This is a genomic window from Microbacterium sp. bgisy189, assembly GCF_965345345.1.
In the GTDB taxonomy this organism is placed as follows: domain Bacteria; phylum Actinomycetota; class Actinomycetes; order Actinomycetales; family Microbacteriaceae; genus Microbacterium.
Window position 1 is genome coordinate 331,389 of the sequence record NZ_CBDRMZ010000001.1, and the last position, 16,528, is coordinate 347,916.

Here is a 16,528-nt window from a genome sequence, read left to right on the forward strand (position 1 = left end):
TACCTTCCGGTAGCCTCGGATGGTCCAACGGCGAGAAGCCCGCCCCGGACCGCCGCACGAATTGCCTCATCGGTTCGTCGTTCGCGCGGTGAAGCCCGTCTGTGCCCGACACTGAACGTTCGACGAACCAGCATCCCCCGATGCGGAGGCGCCGGAGGATAGCTTGGCTGAACACAACGATTCGTCGACGGAGACGCCCGATCTCACCCCGACGAGTCCCGCCGATGGCGGACGCCGCTTCGCGCTGCGTCGCCCGGCGGTGAAGACCCCCTCGACCCGTTCGACCGCCGTCGCGAAGCGCTCGCGCCGCGCCGCAGGAAAGCCGCACCCGGTACGCAGCTTCCTCACCGTCACCGCCGTCGCCGGCATGGTCGCCACCGTCGCGATCCCCGCGTTCGCCGCTGCGCGCGGTGTATCTGCCGAGGCCATGACCGTCGAGCAGGTCGCACAGGAGAACGCGCAGTCACTCGTCGTCGCCTCCGAAGCCGAGACCGACTCCCTCGAGCGCGGCAGCTATTCGGCCACGACGCCCGAAGAGATCCAGAAGAAGAAGGACGAAGAGGCGGCCAAGGCTGCACTCGCGGCCCGTCTGGCGGCCTCGGCATCCAGTGGCAGTTCGGCATCGGTGAGCATGTCGGTGCCCAGCTCGATCGCCGCAGCCGGCGACGTCGTGCGCCCGCTCCCGTACTTCAACAACTTCGGAACCCCGTACGCGGGCCACAAGGGCACCGACTACATGGTCGAGGGCGGCACGCCCATCTACGCCATGGCCGACGGTGTCGTCGTCGCCTCGACCGAGAGCGGCCCGGGCTGGGGCGTCTACGTCAAGATCGCCCACAACATCGGCGGTCAGAGCGTCACCTCGCTGTACGCGCACATGACCTACGGCACGCGTCGTGTCTCGGTGGGCGACACGGTCTCGGCCGGTCAGCTCATCGGTCAGGTCGGTGACACCGGCCGTGCCTTCGGCAAGCACCTGCACCTCGAGATCGTCGTGGGCGGCACGTACCAGAACGCCGAGGGCTGGCTCGTCGCCAACGCCGGCTGATCGCCTGGACACGCGACAACGTTCACGTCTCGTTCCGCCTCGTGTGCCGTGGCGTGCATTAGCCTGATCCCGACGCTCGTTCGAGCTGAGGGGGAGAGCCCATGGATGTCACACCCCGCATTCAATCCGTGAATGCCAGGGGCCGCACGGTGTGCGGTCGTTACGTCCTGCGGCATCGTGTGCACGAATGCCACGTCTTCGGTCGTGGAATCAAGGCGCTGTCTTCATGACAGCGCCTTTTTTCGTGCCCGCATCCCGCCTCTTCGCGCACGTCGTCACAGCCGAACAACCGCTGAAGCCGTCACCGGCCGTTCGAGAGGACACTCGATGCGCACCTTGGTGCTGAATGCAGGATACGAACCATTGGCCATCGTGTCGTTCAAGCGAGCCCTCGTGCTCGTGATGAACGACAAGGCCACCGTCATCGAGCATGTGGAGGGGGATCCGGTTTGGGGCACGAGCGACGTGTACGACCGCCCCGCCGTCATCCTGCTCAGCCGCTACGTGCGCGTGCCCGGCGGGCGCCGTGTTCCGGTGACCAGACGCGGCGTGCTGCGCCGCGACGGGCACCGTTGCGCGTACTGCGAGAAGGGCGCCACGACGATCGACCACGTGTTGCCCCGCTCCCGCGGTGGTGCCGACTCGTGGGAGAACCTCGTCGCGTGCTGCCTGCGGTGCAACAACATCAAGGGCGACCGCACGCCGCAGGAGATGAACTGGGAGCTGCGCTGGTTGCCCCAGCCGCCGCGCGGCGCGCAGTGGACGGTGCGGGGAACCGACCGCACCGACCCGACGTGGGAGCCCTATCTGGCCCTCGCCGCCTGATCGCTCTCGCGCTGTGCTCGCGCTTCTTGGCGCCCTGGCATCCACCCCTTTCGGTGAGTCCGTGATTCGAGGCTGAATCGGATGCTGTGGTGTGTTGACTCAGTCTGAAATCGCGGACTCACCGCATGTCGGAGGTCGTCTGTATCTTCGAACCTGACATTGAGAGAATAGAACATCTGTTCTAATCTGTTGAAGTGAGGTCGATCGTGCGGAATGCTGCCGACGCATCCTCTGCCAGGTCCACCACCATGGCAGAGGTGCAGCGACTGCGCGCGCAGCTCGAGCGCGTGCAGGGGCGGCGGATGGATGCGCCCGTGCTGCCGACCCATCCGGCGCTGGCGGGGCTGCTGCCGGGGCGTGGACTGCGGCCCGGTGCGGCGTACTCGCTCGGTCGGTCGATGTCGCTGCTGCTGGCGTTGCTCGCCCAGCCGTCGCAGGCGGGGTCGTGGTGCGGTGTGGTCGGCATGCCGGGGCTCGGGGTCGAGGCGGCCGAGAAGATCGGCGTCGATCTCTCGCGGCTCGTGCTGATCCCCGATCCGGGGGAGCGCTGGCTGGCGGTGACCGCGACGATCGCCGACGTGCTGCCGGTGGTGGCGGTGCGCCCGCCTGCGCGTGCGAAGCATGCCGACATCTCGCGCCTGGCGGCACACCTGCGTGACCGTGGTGCCGTGCTGCTCGTGCAGGGGCCGTGGCCGCAGACCGAGGCGATGATCGACGTCGCCGATCCTCGGTGGGATGGGCTGGGGCACGGACACGGTGTGCTGTCGGAGCGCGAGCTGACGGTCACCGTGACCAGTCGCCGCTTTCCAGTGCCGCGCAGCGAGCGGATGCTGCTGCCCGCACCCGACGGTGGCGTCGTGGCGCGGATGCCGGCGGTGCGGGAGCGCCGGTCGGTTGAGCCGGTGCCGATTGAGCCGGTGCCGATGCGGGCGGTGGGCTGATGGCGATGGATGCCGCAGCACTCACCCGCAGTCTCGTGGTGTGGATGCCGGATTGGCCGGTCGTCGCGCTCACTCGCGACGGTGATGATCCGCCCGATCCGGCGCTGCCGATCGCGGTGTTCTCGAAGGGCACGGTCATCGCGTGCTCGCCGGCCGCCCGCGCCGAGGGGGTGCGGGTGGGGCAGCGTCGCCGTGATGCGCAGTCGCGGTGCCCGCAGGTAGTCGTCGCCGATGCCGATGAGGTGCGGGACAACCGGGTGTTCGCACCGTTGATCGCCCGCCTCGAAGAACTCGCACCGGGCGTGCAACTGGTCGAACCGGGGCTGTGCGTGCTGCACGCCAAGGGTCCCGCCCGCTATTACGGTGGCGAGGCGGCCGCGGTGACGGTGCTGACCGGTGCGTTGCAAGATGCCGGGATCGTCGATGTGCGTGCCGGTGTCGCAGACGGTCCGTTCACCGCCGAGCAGGCGGCGCGGGTCGGCACGGCGGCAGACAGTCCGTTGCGGATCGTGCCGCAGGGGGCGTCGGCCGCGTTCCTGGCGCCGCTGTCGGTCGCGGTGCTCGCCGCGGCGGCGGGCGGCGCCGGTGAGGGCGATGTCGTCGACCTGTTCGCCAGGCTCGGCGTGCAGACGCTCGGGCAGGTGGCCGAGATCGCACCGTCGCTGCTCGTGGACCGGTTCGGACCGCGCGGCGCACGGCTGCACGCGCTCGCCGCGGGGCGCGACGCCAGGCCGGTCACTGCGCGCACGCCACCGCCAGAGCTGGATCGCACGATCGAGTTCGAACCACCGCTCGAGCTCGCCGAACAGGTCGCGTTCGGGGTGCGGGTCGACGCCGACCGGTTCGTCGAGGGGCTCGGCGCGGTGGATCTCGTCTGCACCGAGTTGCGCGTGCAGATCACCGGTGACCGCGGCGAGCACAGCGACCGGGTGTGGCTGCATCCGGGGGCGTTCGATGCGGCGGCGGTCGTCGACCGGGTGCGGTGGCAGTTGGCCGAGCAGCGCCTGTCGAGCGGGGTGGTGCGGGTGCGGATCGCGCCCGAGGCGGTGGATGCGGCATCCCACCACACCGCGACCCTGTTCGGTTCGGGGCCCGAAGAACGCGTACACCATGCGCTCTCGCGCGTGCAGGCGATGCTCGGGCACCGGGGTGTCGTCACGCCGGTGGTCGGCGGCGGGCGGTGGCTGGCCGAACGGCAGGAGCTCGTGCCGTGGGGCGACCGGGTGGTGACGACGCACGACCGGCGGCGACCGTGGCCGGGGAGTCTGCCCGATCCGCTGCCGGCGACCGTGTTCCCGCCCGGGGTCGCGGTGGCCGTGATCGACCGTGACGGTGACATGGTGGCCGTCGATGAGCGCGGCGAGCCGACCGCCGAGCCGGTCGCGCTGGTCGAGTCGGGCCGCACCCGTCGCATCGAGACGTGGGCGGGGCCGTGGCCGGTGATCGAGCGAGGTTGGGATCCCGAGCGTGCCCGAAACGCCCACCGGTTCCAGATCGTCGACCTCACCCAGACCGCCTGGCTGCTGGTGTGCGAAGACGGCGCCTGGCAGGCCGAGGGGCGGTACGACTGACCCCGGTCGTTGAGCGAGCCGAAGGCGAGACGAAACGTCCCAGAGCGCACGAAAGGAGTACGACTGATGGGCTTCAACAACCCGTCCGTCTCATGGTCCGAGATGGAGCGGCTGCTCAGCGGGCGGCGCAAACCGTCTGCCCCGCCCGGTGCCGACGGCGGGGACGGTCCCGCCTGGTCGCACAAGCGCGGGCCGTACGTGCCGCCGCCGATCGTACGGCCCGAGAACGTCGTGCCGTACGCCGAGTTGCACGCGCATTCGTCGTTCTCGTTCCTCGACGGCGCGTCGTCGCCCGAGGACCTTGTCGAAGAGGCGGAACGGCTGGGGCTGCACGCCCTGGCGATCAGCGACCACGACGGGTTCTACGGGATCGTCCGGTTCGCGGAGGCGGCAGAGGCGGTGCAGCTGCAGACCGTGTTCGGCGCCGAGCTGTCGCTCGAGCTGCCCAAGCCGCAGAACGGCGAACCGGATCCTGCAGGTTCCCATCTGCTGGTGCTCGCGCGCGGTGAGGAGGGCTACCACCGGCTGGCCGCCGCCCTCACCCACGCGCAACTCGCCGGCGCCGAGAAGGGCCGGCCGCGCTACGACCTCGACGAGCTCGCCGAGCAGGCAGGTGGCGCGTGGACGATCCTCACCGGATGCCGCAAGGGCGCCGTCCGGCAGGCCCTCGCCGCGGGAGGGGCTGCCGCGGCGGGGGAGCAGCTCGACCTGCTCGTCTCGCGGTTCGGCCGGGATGCCGTCGAGGTGGAGCTGCTCGACCACGGCGGGCCGCGTGATTCGCGTGACAACGACATCCTCGCCGGGCTCGCTCGGGACCGGGGGCTGCCGATCCTGGCGAGCAACAACGTGCATTACGCCGTGCCCGAGCGGGTGCATCTGGCGGCAGCGGTCGCCGCGGTGCGCGCGAACCGGGGGCTCGACGAGATCGACGGCTGGTTGCCCTCGCATGCCGGCGCGCACCTGCGATCGGGTGCCGAGATGGCCAGGCGCTTCCGCCGATACGCCGGTGCGGTCGCGCGTACCGTGACCGTCGCCGACGAGACGGCATTCCCGCTGCGGCGTGCGAAGCCTGCACTGCCGAAGTTGCCGGTGCCTGACGGGCACACGCCGATGAGCTGGCTGCGGCACCTGGTGTGGGAGGCGGTGCCGCGCAAGTATCCGGATGCCTCAGACGCCGACCGCGCCCGCATCGAGAAGGAGCTCGGCGTCATCGAGCAGAAGGACTTTCCGGGATACTTCCTCATCGTGCACGGCATCGTGGCCGAGGCGCGGCGCCGCGGCATCCTGTGCCAGGGTCGCGGGTCTGCGGCCAACAGTGCCGTCTGCTACCTGCTCGACATCACGGCGGTCGATTCGATCGCGTACGACCTGCCGTTCGAGCGGTTCCTGTCGGCGCTGCGCGATGAGGAGCCCGACATCGACGTCGACTTCGATTCGGACCGGCGTGAAGAGATCATCCAGTGGGTGTACCGCACGTACGGGCGGGATCGGGCGGCGCAGGTCGCGAACGTCATCCAGTACCGGCCGAAGAACGCGGTGCGCGACATGGCGAAGGCGCTCGGGCATTCGCCGGGACAGCAGGACGCCTGGTCGAAGCAGGTCGAACGGTGGGACGGCAGCTACAGCACCGGCGACAACGACATCCCCGAGCGGGTGATCGCGTATGCGACCGAGCTGTTGAAGGCGCCGAGGCACCTCGGCATCCATTCCGGCGGCATGGTGCTCACCGATCGGCCGGTGGGTGAGGTGGTGCCGATCGAGCACGCGCGCATGCAGGATCGCACCGTCATCCAGTGGGACAAGGACGACGCCGCGTGGATGGGCCTGGTGAAATTCGATCTGCTCGGGCTCGGGATGCTGGCGGCGCTGCAGTACTGCTTCGATCTGATCGCGGGGGCGACGGGGGAGCGGTGGGAGCTGTCGACGCTGCCGAAGGAGGAGGCCGCGGTCTACGACATGCTGTGCCGGGCCGATTCGATCGGGGTGTTCCAGGTCGAGTCGCGCGCGCAGATGGGGCTGCTGCCGCGCCTGCAGCCGCGCCGCTTCTACGACCTGGTGATCGAGATCGCGCTGATCCGGCCGGGGCCCATCCAGGGCGGGGCGGTGCACCCGTACGTGCGGCGCAAGCTCGGCCGTGAAGAGGTGACGTACGCGCACCCGAAGCTGAAGCCGGTGCTGGAGCGCACCCTCGGCATTCCGATCTTTCAGGAGCAGCTCATGCAGATGGGCATGGCCGTGGGTGGGCTGAGCGGTGAGGATGCTGATCTGTTGCGCCGCGCGATGGGTTCCAAGCGCGGGGTGGAGCGCATCGAGTCGCTCAAGCAGAAACTGTTCGACGGGATGGCGGCGAACGGTCTGGTGGGTGAGGTCGCCGAGGACATCTATGCGAAGGTGCAGGCGTTCGCGAACTTCGGGTTCGCCGAGAGCCATTCACTGTCGTTCGGCCTGCTCGTCTACGCGTCGAGTTGGATCAAGCTGCACTATCCCGCCGCGTTCCTGGCGGGGCTGCTGCGCGCGCAGCCGATGGGCTTTTACTCGCCCGCGACCCTCACCTCCGACGCCCGCCGCCACGGCGTGCAGGTGCGCCGTCCCGACCTCCACGCCTCCCGCGCCGACGCCACCCTCGAACCGGTGGATGCTGCTGGGGAGGGGTTGCGCCCACCCACCGGCCTCCCCACCTGCGCCGACCGCCGCCAGCCGCCCGTCCCGCCGTTCGACCTGTCCGCACCCGACGAGTCCGCCGCGCACCGTCGCGACGGCGCGTTCGCGGTACGGCTGGGGCTCGCATCGGTGACCGGTATCGGCAGTGCGATGGCGGAGAAGATCGTCGCGGAGCGTGAGGCGAACGGTCCGTACCGCGACCTTCGCGACCTGGTGCGCCGCACCGATGCGACGACCGCGCAGCTGGAGTCGCTGGCGACGGCGGGTGCGTTCGAGTGCTTCGGGATCACGCGGCGTGAGGGCATCTGGTTGGCCGGTTCCGCGTCGCAGGACCGTGCCCAGTACCTGCCCGATTCGATGGTGTCGGTGCAGCCGCCGCTGTTTCCCGATCAGACCAGCTACGACGTGCTGGCCGCCGACCTGTGGGCGACCGGCATTTCGACAGACGATCACCCGCTCACCCACTACCGGGCGCAGTTGGATGCCAGGGGCGTGCTCACCTCGCAAGAACTCCGCTCGCACGAGACCGGCCGGCGGGTGGAGGTGGCGGGGCTGGTGACGCACCGGCAGCGGCCGGCGACGGCATCCGGTGTCACGTTCGTGAACCTCGAGGACGAGCACGGCTTGGTGAACGTGATCTGCTCACAGGGGGTGTGGGGGCGGTATCGGCGGGTGCTGCGCGACAGTCCGGCGCTGGTCGTCCGCGGCATCCTGGAGCGTTCGCCCGAGGGGGTGACGAACCTGTTGGCCGACAAGTTCGAGGATCTGCGGGTGGGGATGCCGCATCGGTCTCGTGACTTCCGGTGAACGCACGAGGCCCCGACCCGGACGGATCCGGTCGGGGCCTCGAACGTCGTGGGGCGTCAGGCCTGCTGGGCCAGCGCGAAGCCGACGGAGCCGTCTTCGCCGACGCGTGCGTCGAGCACGCGGTCGTCGAGTGCGACGGCGGCGGCTTCGTCGACGAATACGCGGGCGCCGTCGGTTTCGACGACCTGGTCCTGCGGTTCGGGGGACGGTGCGAGGCTGAGCGCGTAGCCGGTCTCGGGGGCTGCCGCTTCGCTGATGCGCAGGCCGCCGGTTTCGGTCGGGATCTGCGATGCCAGGTTCTTGACGGCGCTGGTGGCGTTCTCGGTGAGTGTGAGCATGGGTGCTCTCCTTCCGTGGATTGCTGCGGACGGGCCACGATTCCGAACCCGGCGCGGGCATGCAACCTGTGACACACCATGGGGTGGTTCTCACACCGGATACGGAGGTTCGGTCACTCGGCCGCCGCGCAGGCCACTCGTGTCGACGCCGATCGGCGTAACGTGAAGCGGGTCGGGCCGAACGTGCGGCAGGGAGGAGCGCTCCAGTGAAATCGATGCGACTCTACGAACAGGGGGGTCTGCGCCGCTATCTGCTCGTCATGGACAAGGGCGACGAGGCGTGCGCTGAGATCACCGGGTTCGCGCGGGACCGCGGCATCCGTTCCGCTGCGCTCACCGCGATCGGTGCCGCATCGCGCAGCGTGCTCGGGTTCCTCGCACCCGGCAGCGAAGCGTACGAGTTCACCACGCGCGACGAACAAGTCGAGATCGGGTCGTTCGTCGGCGATATCGCCTGGGACGCGGATGGTCCGGTACTGCATGCGCACGGTGTGCTCGGGCGCCGCGACGGCAGCGCGCTGGCCGGCCACATCGCGGAACTGCACGTGTTCCCGACGATGGAAGTCACGCTCATCGAGACGCCCGCGAGCGTGCGCAAAGAGCGCGACCCCGACACCGGCCTCGAACTGATCGCGATCGACCGATCGGATGCTGCCGCCGCGGCATCCGCGGACCCGTCGTTGCCGCGTGGGGTGAACCACATCGGGGTGACCGTGCCCGACATCGAGGCGGCCACCGTGTTTCTGCGCGAGGCGTTCGGTGCGCGGGTCGCCTACGACGGTCTCACCCCCGACGACGAGCCGCGCGGCGGCGCCGAGGTGGAGCGGCAACTGGGGTTGCCTGCCGGGGCGCAGATCGTCGCGCAGCGGATGCTGCAGATCGGAACCGGTCCCGGCTTCGAGGTGTTCGAGGTGCACACGCCGCAGCGGCAGGGTGCGACCGGACTCGCCGATCTCGGCTGGGGACACGTCGCGCTGCTGGTCGACGACATCGACGCGGTCACCGGGCGGGCCGTTGCCGCCGGCGCGCACGCGCTGTCGGAACCGCACCCGAACTGCCGGCACGAAGACACCCCCGGAAACGCCAGCGTGTACTTGCGCGCCCCGTGGGGGTCGATCATCGAGCTGCAGACCCTGCCCGGCGGCCACTGGTACGGCACGGGCAGCGAAGTGGAGCTGTGGACACCGCCACCGGCCTGACGCGGCGAACCCGCATCCGCACACTCCGTCCGCCCGACGGGCGCACCGCCGCGCAAGACCCAGCCGAATACGAAGAGTTCTGAGAACGGAGCACACCGATATGTCGAACATCGCCGACTTCTTCGTCGACACCCTCGTCCGTGCCGGCATCACCCGCATCTGGGGACTGCCGGGCGACTCGCTCAACGCGTTCACCGACGCGCTCAGGCGCGACGGCAGCATCCGGTGGTTGCACGCACGCCACGAAGAGGCTGCCGCGTTCGCGGCGGGGGCGGATGCGGAACTCACCGGCGAACTCGCCGTCGTCGCGGGGTCGTGCGGCCCGGGCAACCTGCACTTCATCAACGGCCTGTTCGACGCGAACCGCAACCGGGTGCCGATGCTCGCGATCGCCTCGCACATCCCGTCGGCCGAGATCGGCAGTGGGTACTTCCAAGAGACCCACCCCCAGGAACTGTTCCGCGAGTGCAGTGTGTACGCCGAGCTGGTGGGAGATCCGTCGCAGCTGCCGTGGGTGCTCGAGACCGGGATGCGCACCGCCGTCGAGAAGCGTGGCGTCGCGGTGGTGGTCGTGCCCGGCGACGTGTTCTTCAGCGATGCGCCCGGGCGCCGCGAGACCGCACCGATCCGCGCGACGGCGCCTCGCGTGCTGCCCGCCGATGCCGAGCTGGATGCGGTGGCGGCGCTGCTGAACGATGCCAAGAAGGTCACGATTCTGGCGGGAGCCGGCGTCGCCGGCGCCCACGACGAGGTGATCGCGCTCGCCGAACGGCTGCAGGCGCCGATCGTGCACGCGCTGCGCGGCAAGGAGCACATCGAATGGGACAACCCGTTCGATGTCGGCATGACGGGGCTGCTCGGGTTCTCGTCGGGGTACCGCGCGATGGAGAAGTGCGACGCGCTGCTCATGCTCGGCACCGACTTTCCGTACCGGCAGTTCTATCCGGCGAAGGCGAAGATCGTGCAGGTCGATCTGCGCGGTGAACAGCTCGGGCGGCGTACCCCCATCGACCTGGGCGTCGTCGGCGACGTGAAAGAGACCGCATCCGCCCTGCTGCCGCGCATCGCCGAGGGGCGCAGCTCGAAGCACCTCGACGACAGCGTCGCCCACTACTGCAAGACCCGTAAGGGGTTGGACGAGCTGGCCGTCGATGACGGCAAGGCGCCGATCCACCCGCAGTACGTCGCGAAGCTGCTCGACGAGCTCGCAGACGACGACGCCGTCTTCACCGCGGATGTGGGGAGCCCGGTCATCTGGGCCGCCCGGTACCTCACCATGACGCCGCAGCGGCGACTGATCGGCTCGTTCATCCACGGGTCGATGGCCAACGCCATGCCGCAGGCGCTCGGCGCCCAGGCGATCGACCGGTCGCGGCAGGTGGTGGCGCTGGCCGGCGACGGGGGACTGGCCATGCTCATGGGCGATCTGCTGTCGATTCGGCAGAACGACCTGCCGGTGAAGATCGTGGTGTTCAACAACGCGTCGCTGAACTTCGTCGAACTCGAGATGAAGGCCGCCGGCATCGTGAACTTCGGCACCGACCTCGACAACCCCAACTTCGCCGATGTGGCGCGGTCGGTCGGCATCACCGGCATCCGGGTCGAACAGGGTGCCGACCTGCGTCCGGCGATCGAGCGGATGCTGGCCACCGACGGCCCCGTGCTGCTGGATGTGGTCACGGCGCGCGAGGAGTTGTCGATGCCGCCGTCGATCACACTCGAGCAGGCGAAGGGGTTCACGGTGTGGGCGTTGAAGACGGTGCTCAGCGGCCGCGGTGATGAGCTGCTCGACCTGGCCGACACCAACGTGTGGCGTCGCCTCTTCGACTGACGACCGCGGCAGGCCCCGGTGGTGGGGGTGCTGTACGCGATCTTCTTGCATCCGACGATCGCGGGGCACGCGAACGCGTTGCTTGCTGAGACGCTGTTGGCTGTGCCGCTTGGGACGAGTCTTGCGGGCGCGGTTATCGCGGGGACGGTGGATGCCGTCACGTGGGGTGTCATCGGCGGGTTGGTGCTCGCGATCGCGGCGGTCGGTGAGGTGACGCGTCGGTGTTTCCGGGTGCCGGTGGGTGAGGGGATTCCGCCTGTGGCGTGGGGGTGTCAGAAGGGCGGCGGGTCCGCGGTGCAGCGGAAACCGGTCGGGCTGGTCCACACGGGGTCGTCAGTCGCCGGGTCTCGGTCGAGCGCCCAGAGTGTCTCTTCCTTCACCCGGTGGTGTGGTTCGCACACCGGATCGTTGTTGTGCGCGCTGGTGTGGCCGCCGTCTGTCCATCGGATGCGGTGGTCGATGTCGCAGCGGTGGGCGGAGCGTCCGCATCCGGGAAAGATGCACGTGCCGCGGCGGACGGCCAGCCAGCGGCGGAGTGATTTCGGAACGCGGTAGGTGGTGCGTTCGACGTCGAGCATGGTGCCCGTGATGGGGTCGGTGAGCACGCGGATCCACTGCGTCGCGTCGCCGGCGAGTCGGCGAGCGTCGTCGAGTGGGATCGGCCCGTAGCCGTCGAGCATGGCGGGCTCGTCGCCCTGGCCGAGCAGGCTGAGCGCGGGGATTGTGAGGAACACGGTGGCGCGGGAGCGGGTGGGGTCGCTATCGGTGCCTGTGAGGAGGTCGACGAACGCGTCGGCGCGGAGTTGCGCGAGCGTGCGGGTCTCGTCGGGTGCGCTGTGAAGGGCTCGGGCTCGCTCGTCGAGCTCTTCTTCGATCATGCGGACGCTGGCTGCGGGCAGAAATGCGCTGAGGGTGGCCATGCCGTCGAGGTCGGGGGTGACGAAGATGTCGCGATCGGCTGCGGCGCGTTCGTGGCGGACGTCGAGTGATTCGGCGTGGATGCGTTCGCGGGCGGCGCGTGCGCGGGTGCGGAACCGTCCCGGTGCGAGCCGTGTGGCTGCGTCGGTGATGGCGTCGTCGAATGCCTCCCACGCGCCGGCGGCGTCGGCGGGGAGCGAGTCGGCAAGGGAGGCAGCAGATGCCGCGTTCTGCTCGGACACGTCGCCTGCGGTGTATGCGGCCCAGAGCCGCGGCATCCGTTGGCGAAGCACGCCTGCCCGATGGGCGCGCCCACGCACCGCTTGCTCGGAGAGTTGCACGCGCACGGCGAGGTCGGCGGCTGCTGCGCGGATGGCGAAGTCGCGGCGTTCGGCGCGGACGGTTGCGGCGGAGCGTCCGCGCGGATCTTGCCACAGCGGGTCGTGGGTGGGGTCCGCGCCGACCCACGGGTCGGGGTCGGCGGCTGCGTCGACGAGGAGGTCGTTGAAGGTGCGGTCTTGCTCGGCGACGAGCGCGCGACTGCGGCGGACGAGTTCGGCGACGGGATCGTGATCGAGGAGTTCTTGCTCGACGGCAGGAGGGAACGGCTCTCTGAAGCAATCCAGGTCGTCGCACTCGCCGGCTTCGTAGGCGCGCATCAGTTCGGCGAACCGTGCTTCGACGAACGCGGGATCGCCCAGCAGATCCGCGAGCGGATCGGGGCTGAGGGGAGCATCGGGTCCCCACGCGTTCGGCGAAATGTTCATATCTTCACCCTAGAGAGGGGTTCCGACATTCGCTGAAAGGGACGATCAGCAGCCGGGGCCGGTGGGGTCCTCTTCGCAGGTGTGCTCGACGAGCGCGGTGTGGGCTTCGAAGATTTGAATGTCGACGTCGGCGGTGGGGATGTCGAGGGTGCCGGGCACGGGAATCCAACCGGCGCCGAGGTCGACCTCAGCAGAATAGCGGATGACGGTGTGCGCCGTGTACGTGCCACGTTCGGCGTAGGCGTGGCTCGTGTCTGTCGCGGTCAGCTGGGCTTGGCCGAGCGCGTTCCAGCTCTGGCCGGATGCCGAGGTCGTCTGCGACGTGCCGTCACCGTACACAAACACGAACTCGACCGGCGTGAAGCGGGCCGCGATGTCGAAGCCGAAGAGCTGCCCCGTCGCAGTGTGCACGTCGGCTGGGGCGACGAAGTTGACGGGCATGCCGATCAGGCCGAGCCCGTCGGGTTCGACGATCGTCGTCACCCCGCGCGGTGCGAACGAGACAAGATCGGTGATCGTGACCGAGAACGTCTCGACGGTGTCTTCGGCGGGCTCGTCTTCGTCGGGGTCTTCGGGTGCGGCGTCGCAGTCGTCGAGCTGCTCCTCGATGCGACCGCTGTCGACGCGCCAGCAGAGGGAGTCGGGTGTTGTCTCGTCTGCGTTGGTCGAGCTATCGAACGCATCGCTGCCGCCGCCCGCCTGGAAGTCATCCACAAGACGCGGCGCCCATTCACCGTCTCTTGATGAAGGCGTAATCGCTTCCTCAGTTCGACTGCCAGCGACGTCCAGGGTCCCAGATTGCGTATTCAATGAATTGCTGCACCCCACGCCAGGGATATTGCAGGTAGATTCAGGCGAGACCCCCGTGGCTGCGGATGCTGCGAGTGCCAGACTGGCCAAATAGACCGCTACTCGCATGACGCGCCATCATCGCGATCGGATAGCGCCTCTATACGCCAATGTGCCTCATGCGCCTCGAGTGTCGCTCGCAGCGGCTGAATATCCGGTCGAGACGTACTCACGATGCTGTTGCCGTCCGGATCGACTGCGGTCACCTGCGAGACATCAAGACAGATGTCGAGTGTGGCCTCCGCCACCGTTGATGTGGAAAGGATCTCGACGCTCGTTGGAATGGAGTCGCCTTCCATGGTGATCTCATCGGCGTGGAGTTGGCTATAGGCCTTCTTCGTCCCCTCAAGGGCGTTGCCCGACAGAAACGCGAACACAGGCTCGAAGGTCGTTGGGTCCGAGACGTCGACGTCGTTGACGGCATCCACATAGGCCCGATAGGTCTCCTCCGCCGCCGCGAAGGCCTCTTCTTCGCTCGCGAACCCGGTCGGTGTCGGGGTCGGTTCGGGGGTGGGCGTGCAGCCGGTCGCCAGCATCGCAACGGCAATGGTCGCGAGGGCGAGAGCAGGGGGAGTGCGCCGCGTCATGCACCCCACGGTACCCACCCGCGTGCACGCAAGCCGGGGTTGTCCACAGGCCACCACCGGAGAACCTAGCCCTTCCGCATCTCCCGATACGCGCGCGGGCTCATCCCGTGCGTTCGCCGGAACTGCCGCGAGAAGTAGAAGGCATCGTCCATCCCGACGAGCCGCCCGACCTCAGCCACGGGCAGGTCAGACGTATCCAACACGGACCGCGCACGCGCCATCTTCAGCGCCGTGTGATGCGCGAGCACCCCGCCGCCGGTCGCCTCACGGAACGGCCGCCCTCGCCTTCCCCGCGGGGCTGGATCAATACGACGCGCTCGTCGCTGCGGTTGAGGCGGATGCGACGGATGCCGTGGCTGCAGGCCTGCTCGGCATGTGGCTGCTCGACGCCGGACGCCACGTCGATGCGCTCGACCGGCTGCGCGCCGCGACGGATGCCGGTGCCACCGATCCGGTCGTGTGGCGGAACCTGGCGATCGCGCTCGTGTCGGCGGACGGTGACGATGAGGCGGCGGATGCGGCGCTCGTGCATGCCCTCGAGCTGCGCGACGATGCCCGGCTCGTGTTCGAGCGTGACGTGCTGGCGGTGCGGCGTGGCCTTGGGCCGTGGGAGCGGCTGGCGTTGTTGGAGCGGCATCGGCATCTTCTTGCGGAGCGTGATGATCTGGCCGTGCGCTGGGCGAACCTGTTGCTCGATGTCGGGCGGGTCGATGCGGCGTGGACGTTGCTGACGACCAGGCGGTTCCGCCCGTTCGAGGGTGGCGAGGGGCTGGTGATCGCGGCGTTCGACCGTGCGTCGTGCGCGCTCGCCGAGCGGCTGCTGCCCGAGGCGCCCGCCGAGGCCGCGGCGCTGCTCGAGTCCGGATTCGTGCCGCCCATGACGCTCGGCGAGGGCCGGCACCCGGCGGAGCATCCGGTGCAGCGGTGGGTGCTGCTGGGGCGGGCGCGCGCTGCGATGGGGGATGCCGATGGTGCAGCCGCCGCGTGGCGCGCAGCTGTCGCGTCGACGCCGCTCGCGGTCGCACCGCGCCCCGCCGATGCGCGCACGTTCTGGGAGGGCGTCGCGTTCGTGTCGCTGGGGGAGGAGTCGGCGGCCGAGGTCGTGTGGCGCGCGCTGGATGCCCGCGCGGCCGAGTTACGTGCGGCACCGGATGCCGTCGACTACTTCGCGACGTCAGTGCCCGAGCTGACCCTCTTCGACTCGGGCACGGCCGCAGTGCGCGCGGCCGAGGCCGACGAGCTGGAACGCCTTGCGCGTGGGGGCGGATGCTGGTGGCCGCGGGGTGAGCGGACGACGACGGCGGATAGACTCGATGGGCCAGCCTCTGTAGCTCAATGGAAGAGCAGTTGCGTCCTAAGCAAACGGTTGGGGGTTCGAGTCCCTCCAGGGGCACCGTTTTTTTGCGCTTTGATCTGGTGTTTCACTGAGGTCCGGCCCCATCGATTTCGGCTTTTGCCCACATTCTGCCCACACTTTTTGGGATCTCGGCACCGTGAGGTGCCTGTGCCGGGTGTCTATCAAGGGGCGCCATTAGTAGGGTGTTGCGGGTGGCCGATTTCGGTGCCTGAGCAATTCGCTCAGTACGCGCGGCGGCCTGTCGGGACGCTGAGGGACGTCGGCAAGGCGATCGCACTCGTCGAGACATTGAGGCTGCCGGCGACTGCGTCGAGGTCGTCATCGAAGAGATCCGCGTACGTGTCGAGCGTCATCGCGGCGGGCGTGACCGAGCATCCGCTGCACCGCTTTCACGTTCGCGCCGGAGCCGATCGCGAGTGACGCGGCGGTGTGCCGCAGGTCATGGATCGTGAGCCCGGCGGATCGACGGGTCTATCGCCTGCGCGCGCCGGCTCGCGGTCGCGAACCAGCCTCGCTCATCCCACTCGTTCTTCATGTGCGTGTGACCGTTGCCGAAGAGCAGCCCGTCAGGTGCCTTGCCCGCACAGGCCACGTCGATCAGCGGCGCCAGCCGCTCTGGGTACGGCACCGAGCGCCGCTCGTGGGTCTTGGTTGTGCCGACGTGGACCTCCCACCCGACCAGCACCCCGTTCTCCCGGTAGCGCACGCGGTAGCGGCGGCCCTTCACCGTGTCGCACACCGTGATCGTGCCCGTCGCTACCTCGCTGACTTCGTCGACGCCAGCGTCAGTGTCGCGCCAGTGTCGGACATCGACAGAACGTCGTCAATG

Annotated in this window: 15 protein-coding genes and 1 tRNA gene; 8 read left to right on the forward strand and 8 right to left on the reverse strand. The window is 69.2% G+C overall.

Translation table 11 applies throughout. The features are described from left to right. Window positions 1-163 precede the first annotated feature (163 nt). The 5 genes from ACSF8R_RS01690 to ACSF8R_RS01710 all read left to right on the forward strand — a co-directional run bounded on the left by ACSF8R_RS01690 (window position 164) and on the right by ACSF8R_RS01710 (window position 7,853). Complete coding sequence (locus tag ACSF8R_RS01690) at window positions 164-1,048, forward strand: M23 family metallopeptidase (RefSeq protein WP_434810108.1); 885 nt, start codon at window positions 164-166, stop codon at window positions 1,046-1,048. A 327-nt stretch (window positions 1,049-1,375) separates the two neighbouring features. Then, window positions 1,376-1,873, forward strand: a complete 498-nt coding sequence (locus ACSF8R_RS01695; protein ID WP_434810109.1) for an HNH endonuclease — start codon at window positions 1,376-1,378, stop codon at window positions 1,871-1,873. 248 nt (window positions 1,874-2,121) lie between these two features. Next, window positions 2,122-2,814, forward strand: coding sequence for a hypothetical protein (locus ACSF8R_RS01700; protein ID WP_434810110.1), 693 nt, complete (start codon window positions 2,122-2,124; stop codon window positions 2,812-2,814). 5 nt (window positions 2,815-2,819) lie between these two features. Then, window positions 2,820-4,385 (forward strand): DNA polymerase Y family protein, encoded by a 1,566-nt coding sequence (locus ACSF8R_RS01705; RefSeq protein ID WP_434810111.1) that lies wholly within the window; start codon window positions 2,820-2,822, stop codon window positions 4,383-4,385. A 66-nt stretch (window positions 4,386-4,451) separates the two neighbouring features. Then, on the forward strand, window positions 4,452-7,853 hold the full coding sequence (locus tag ACSF8R_RS01710) for an error-prone DNA polymerase (RefSeq protein ID WP_434810112.1): 3,402 nt from the start codon (window positions 4,452-4,454) through the stop codon (window positions 7,851-7,853). Window positions 7,854-7,909: 56 nt separating this feature from the next. Here ACSF8R_RS01710 and ACSF8R_RS01715 read toward each other — a convergent pair whose 3' ends face one another. After that, the gene (locus tag ACSF8R_RS01715; RefSeq protein ID WP_434810113.1) at window positions 7,910-8,191 is read right to left on the reverse strand and encodes a HesB/IscA family protein; all 282 of its coding nucleotides are present in this window, start codon (window positions 8,189-8,191) and stop codon (window positions 7,910-7,912) included. Between the two features lie 215 nt (window positions 8,192-8,406). Here ACSF8R_RS01715 and ACSF8R_RS01720 point away from each other — a divergent pair, with 215 nt between their 5' ends. Beyond that, window positions 8,407-9,390: a PCC domain-containing protein gene (locus ACSF8R_RS01720; protein ID WP_434810114.1), complete on the forward strand. Its 984-nt coding sequence runs from the start codon at window positions 8,407-8,409 to the stop codon at window positions 9,388-9,390. A 100-nt stretch (window positions 9,391-9,490) separates the two neighbouring features. Beyond that, a complete protein-coding gene (poxB, locus tag ACSF8R_RS01725; protein WP_434810115.1) occupies window positions 9,491-11,221 on the forward strand; it encodes a ubiquinone-dependent pyruvate dehydrogenase in 1,731 nt (576 codons plus the stop codon). 272 nt (window positions 11,222-11,493) lie between these two features. On the opposite strand, the gene ACSF8R_RS01730 is transcribed toward poxB, so the two are convergent. The 5 genes from ACSF8R_RS01730 to ACSF8R_RS01750 all read right to left on the reverse strand — a co-directional run bounded on the left by ACSF8R_RS01730 (window position 11,494) and on the right by ACSF8R_RS01750 (window position 15,255). Further along, window positions 11,494-12,906, reverse strand: coding sequence for a DUF222 domain-containing protein (locus ACSF8R_RS01730; RefSeq protein WP_434810116.1), 1,413 nt, complete (start codon window positions 12,904-12,906; stop codon window positions 11,494-11,496). A gap of 45 nt (window positions 12,907-12,951) precedes the next feature. After that, complete coding sequence (locus tag ACSF8R_RS01735; RefSeq protein WP_434810117.1) at window positions 12,952-13,620, reverse strand: hypothetical protein; 669 nt, start codon at window positions 13,618-13,620, stop codon at window positions 12,952-12,954. Window positions 13,621-13,814: 194 nt separating this feature from the next. Next, the gene (locus tag ACSF8R_RS01740) at window positions 13,815-14,342 is read right to left on the reverse strand and encodes a hypothetical protein (RefSeq protein ID WP_434810118.1); all 528 of its coding nucleotides are present in this window, start codon (window positions 14,340-14,342) and stop codon (window positions 13,815-13,817) included. Window positions 14,343-14,407: 65 nt separating this feature from the next. Next, window positions 14,408-14,563, reverse strand: coding sequence for an AraC family transcriptional regulator (locus ACSF8R_RS01745; protein WP_434810119.1), 156 nt, complete (start codon window positions 14,561-14,563; stop codon window positions 14,408-14,410). Window positions 14,564-14,565: 2 nt separating this feature from the next. Then, entirely contained in the window at window positions 14,566-15,255 is a 690-nt protein-coding gene (locus ACSF8R_RS01750) for a hypothetical protein (protein ID WP_434810120.1), read from the reverse strand. Between the two features lie 408 nt (window positions 15,256-15,663). On the opposite strand from ACSF8R_RS01750, the gene ACSF8R_RS01755 reads away from it, so the two are divergent. Beyond that, window positions 15,664-15,735: transfer RNA gene (locus tag ACSF8R_RS01755), tRNA-Arg, on the forward strand. Between the two features lie 282 nt (window positions 15,736-16,017). Here ACSF8R_RS01755 and ACSF8R_RS01760 read toward each other — a convergent pair. Together ACSF8R_RS01760 and ACSF8R_RS01765 are read right to left on the reverse strand one after the other, a co-directional pair. Next, window positions 16,018-16,146, reverse strand: a complete 129-nt coding sequence (locus ACSF8R_RS01760) for a hypothetical protein (protein WP_434810373.1) — start codon at window positions 16,144-16,146, stop codon at window positions 16,018-16,020. Further along, complete coding sequence (locus ACSF8R_RS01765; RefSeq protein WP_434810121.1) at window positions 16,139-16,438, reverse strand: hypothetical protein; 300 nt, start codon at window positions 16,436-16,438, stop codon at window positions 16,139-16,141. Before ACSF8R_RS01765 ends, ACSF8R_RS01760 begins: the two co-directional genes overlap by 8 nt. Between the last annotated feature and the right edge of the window lie 90 nt (window positions 16,439-16,528).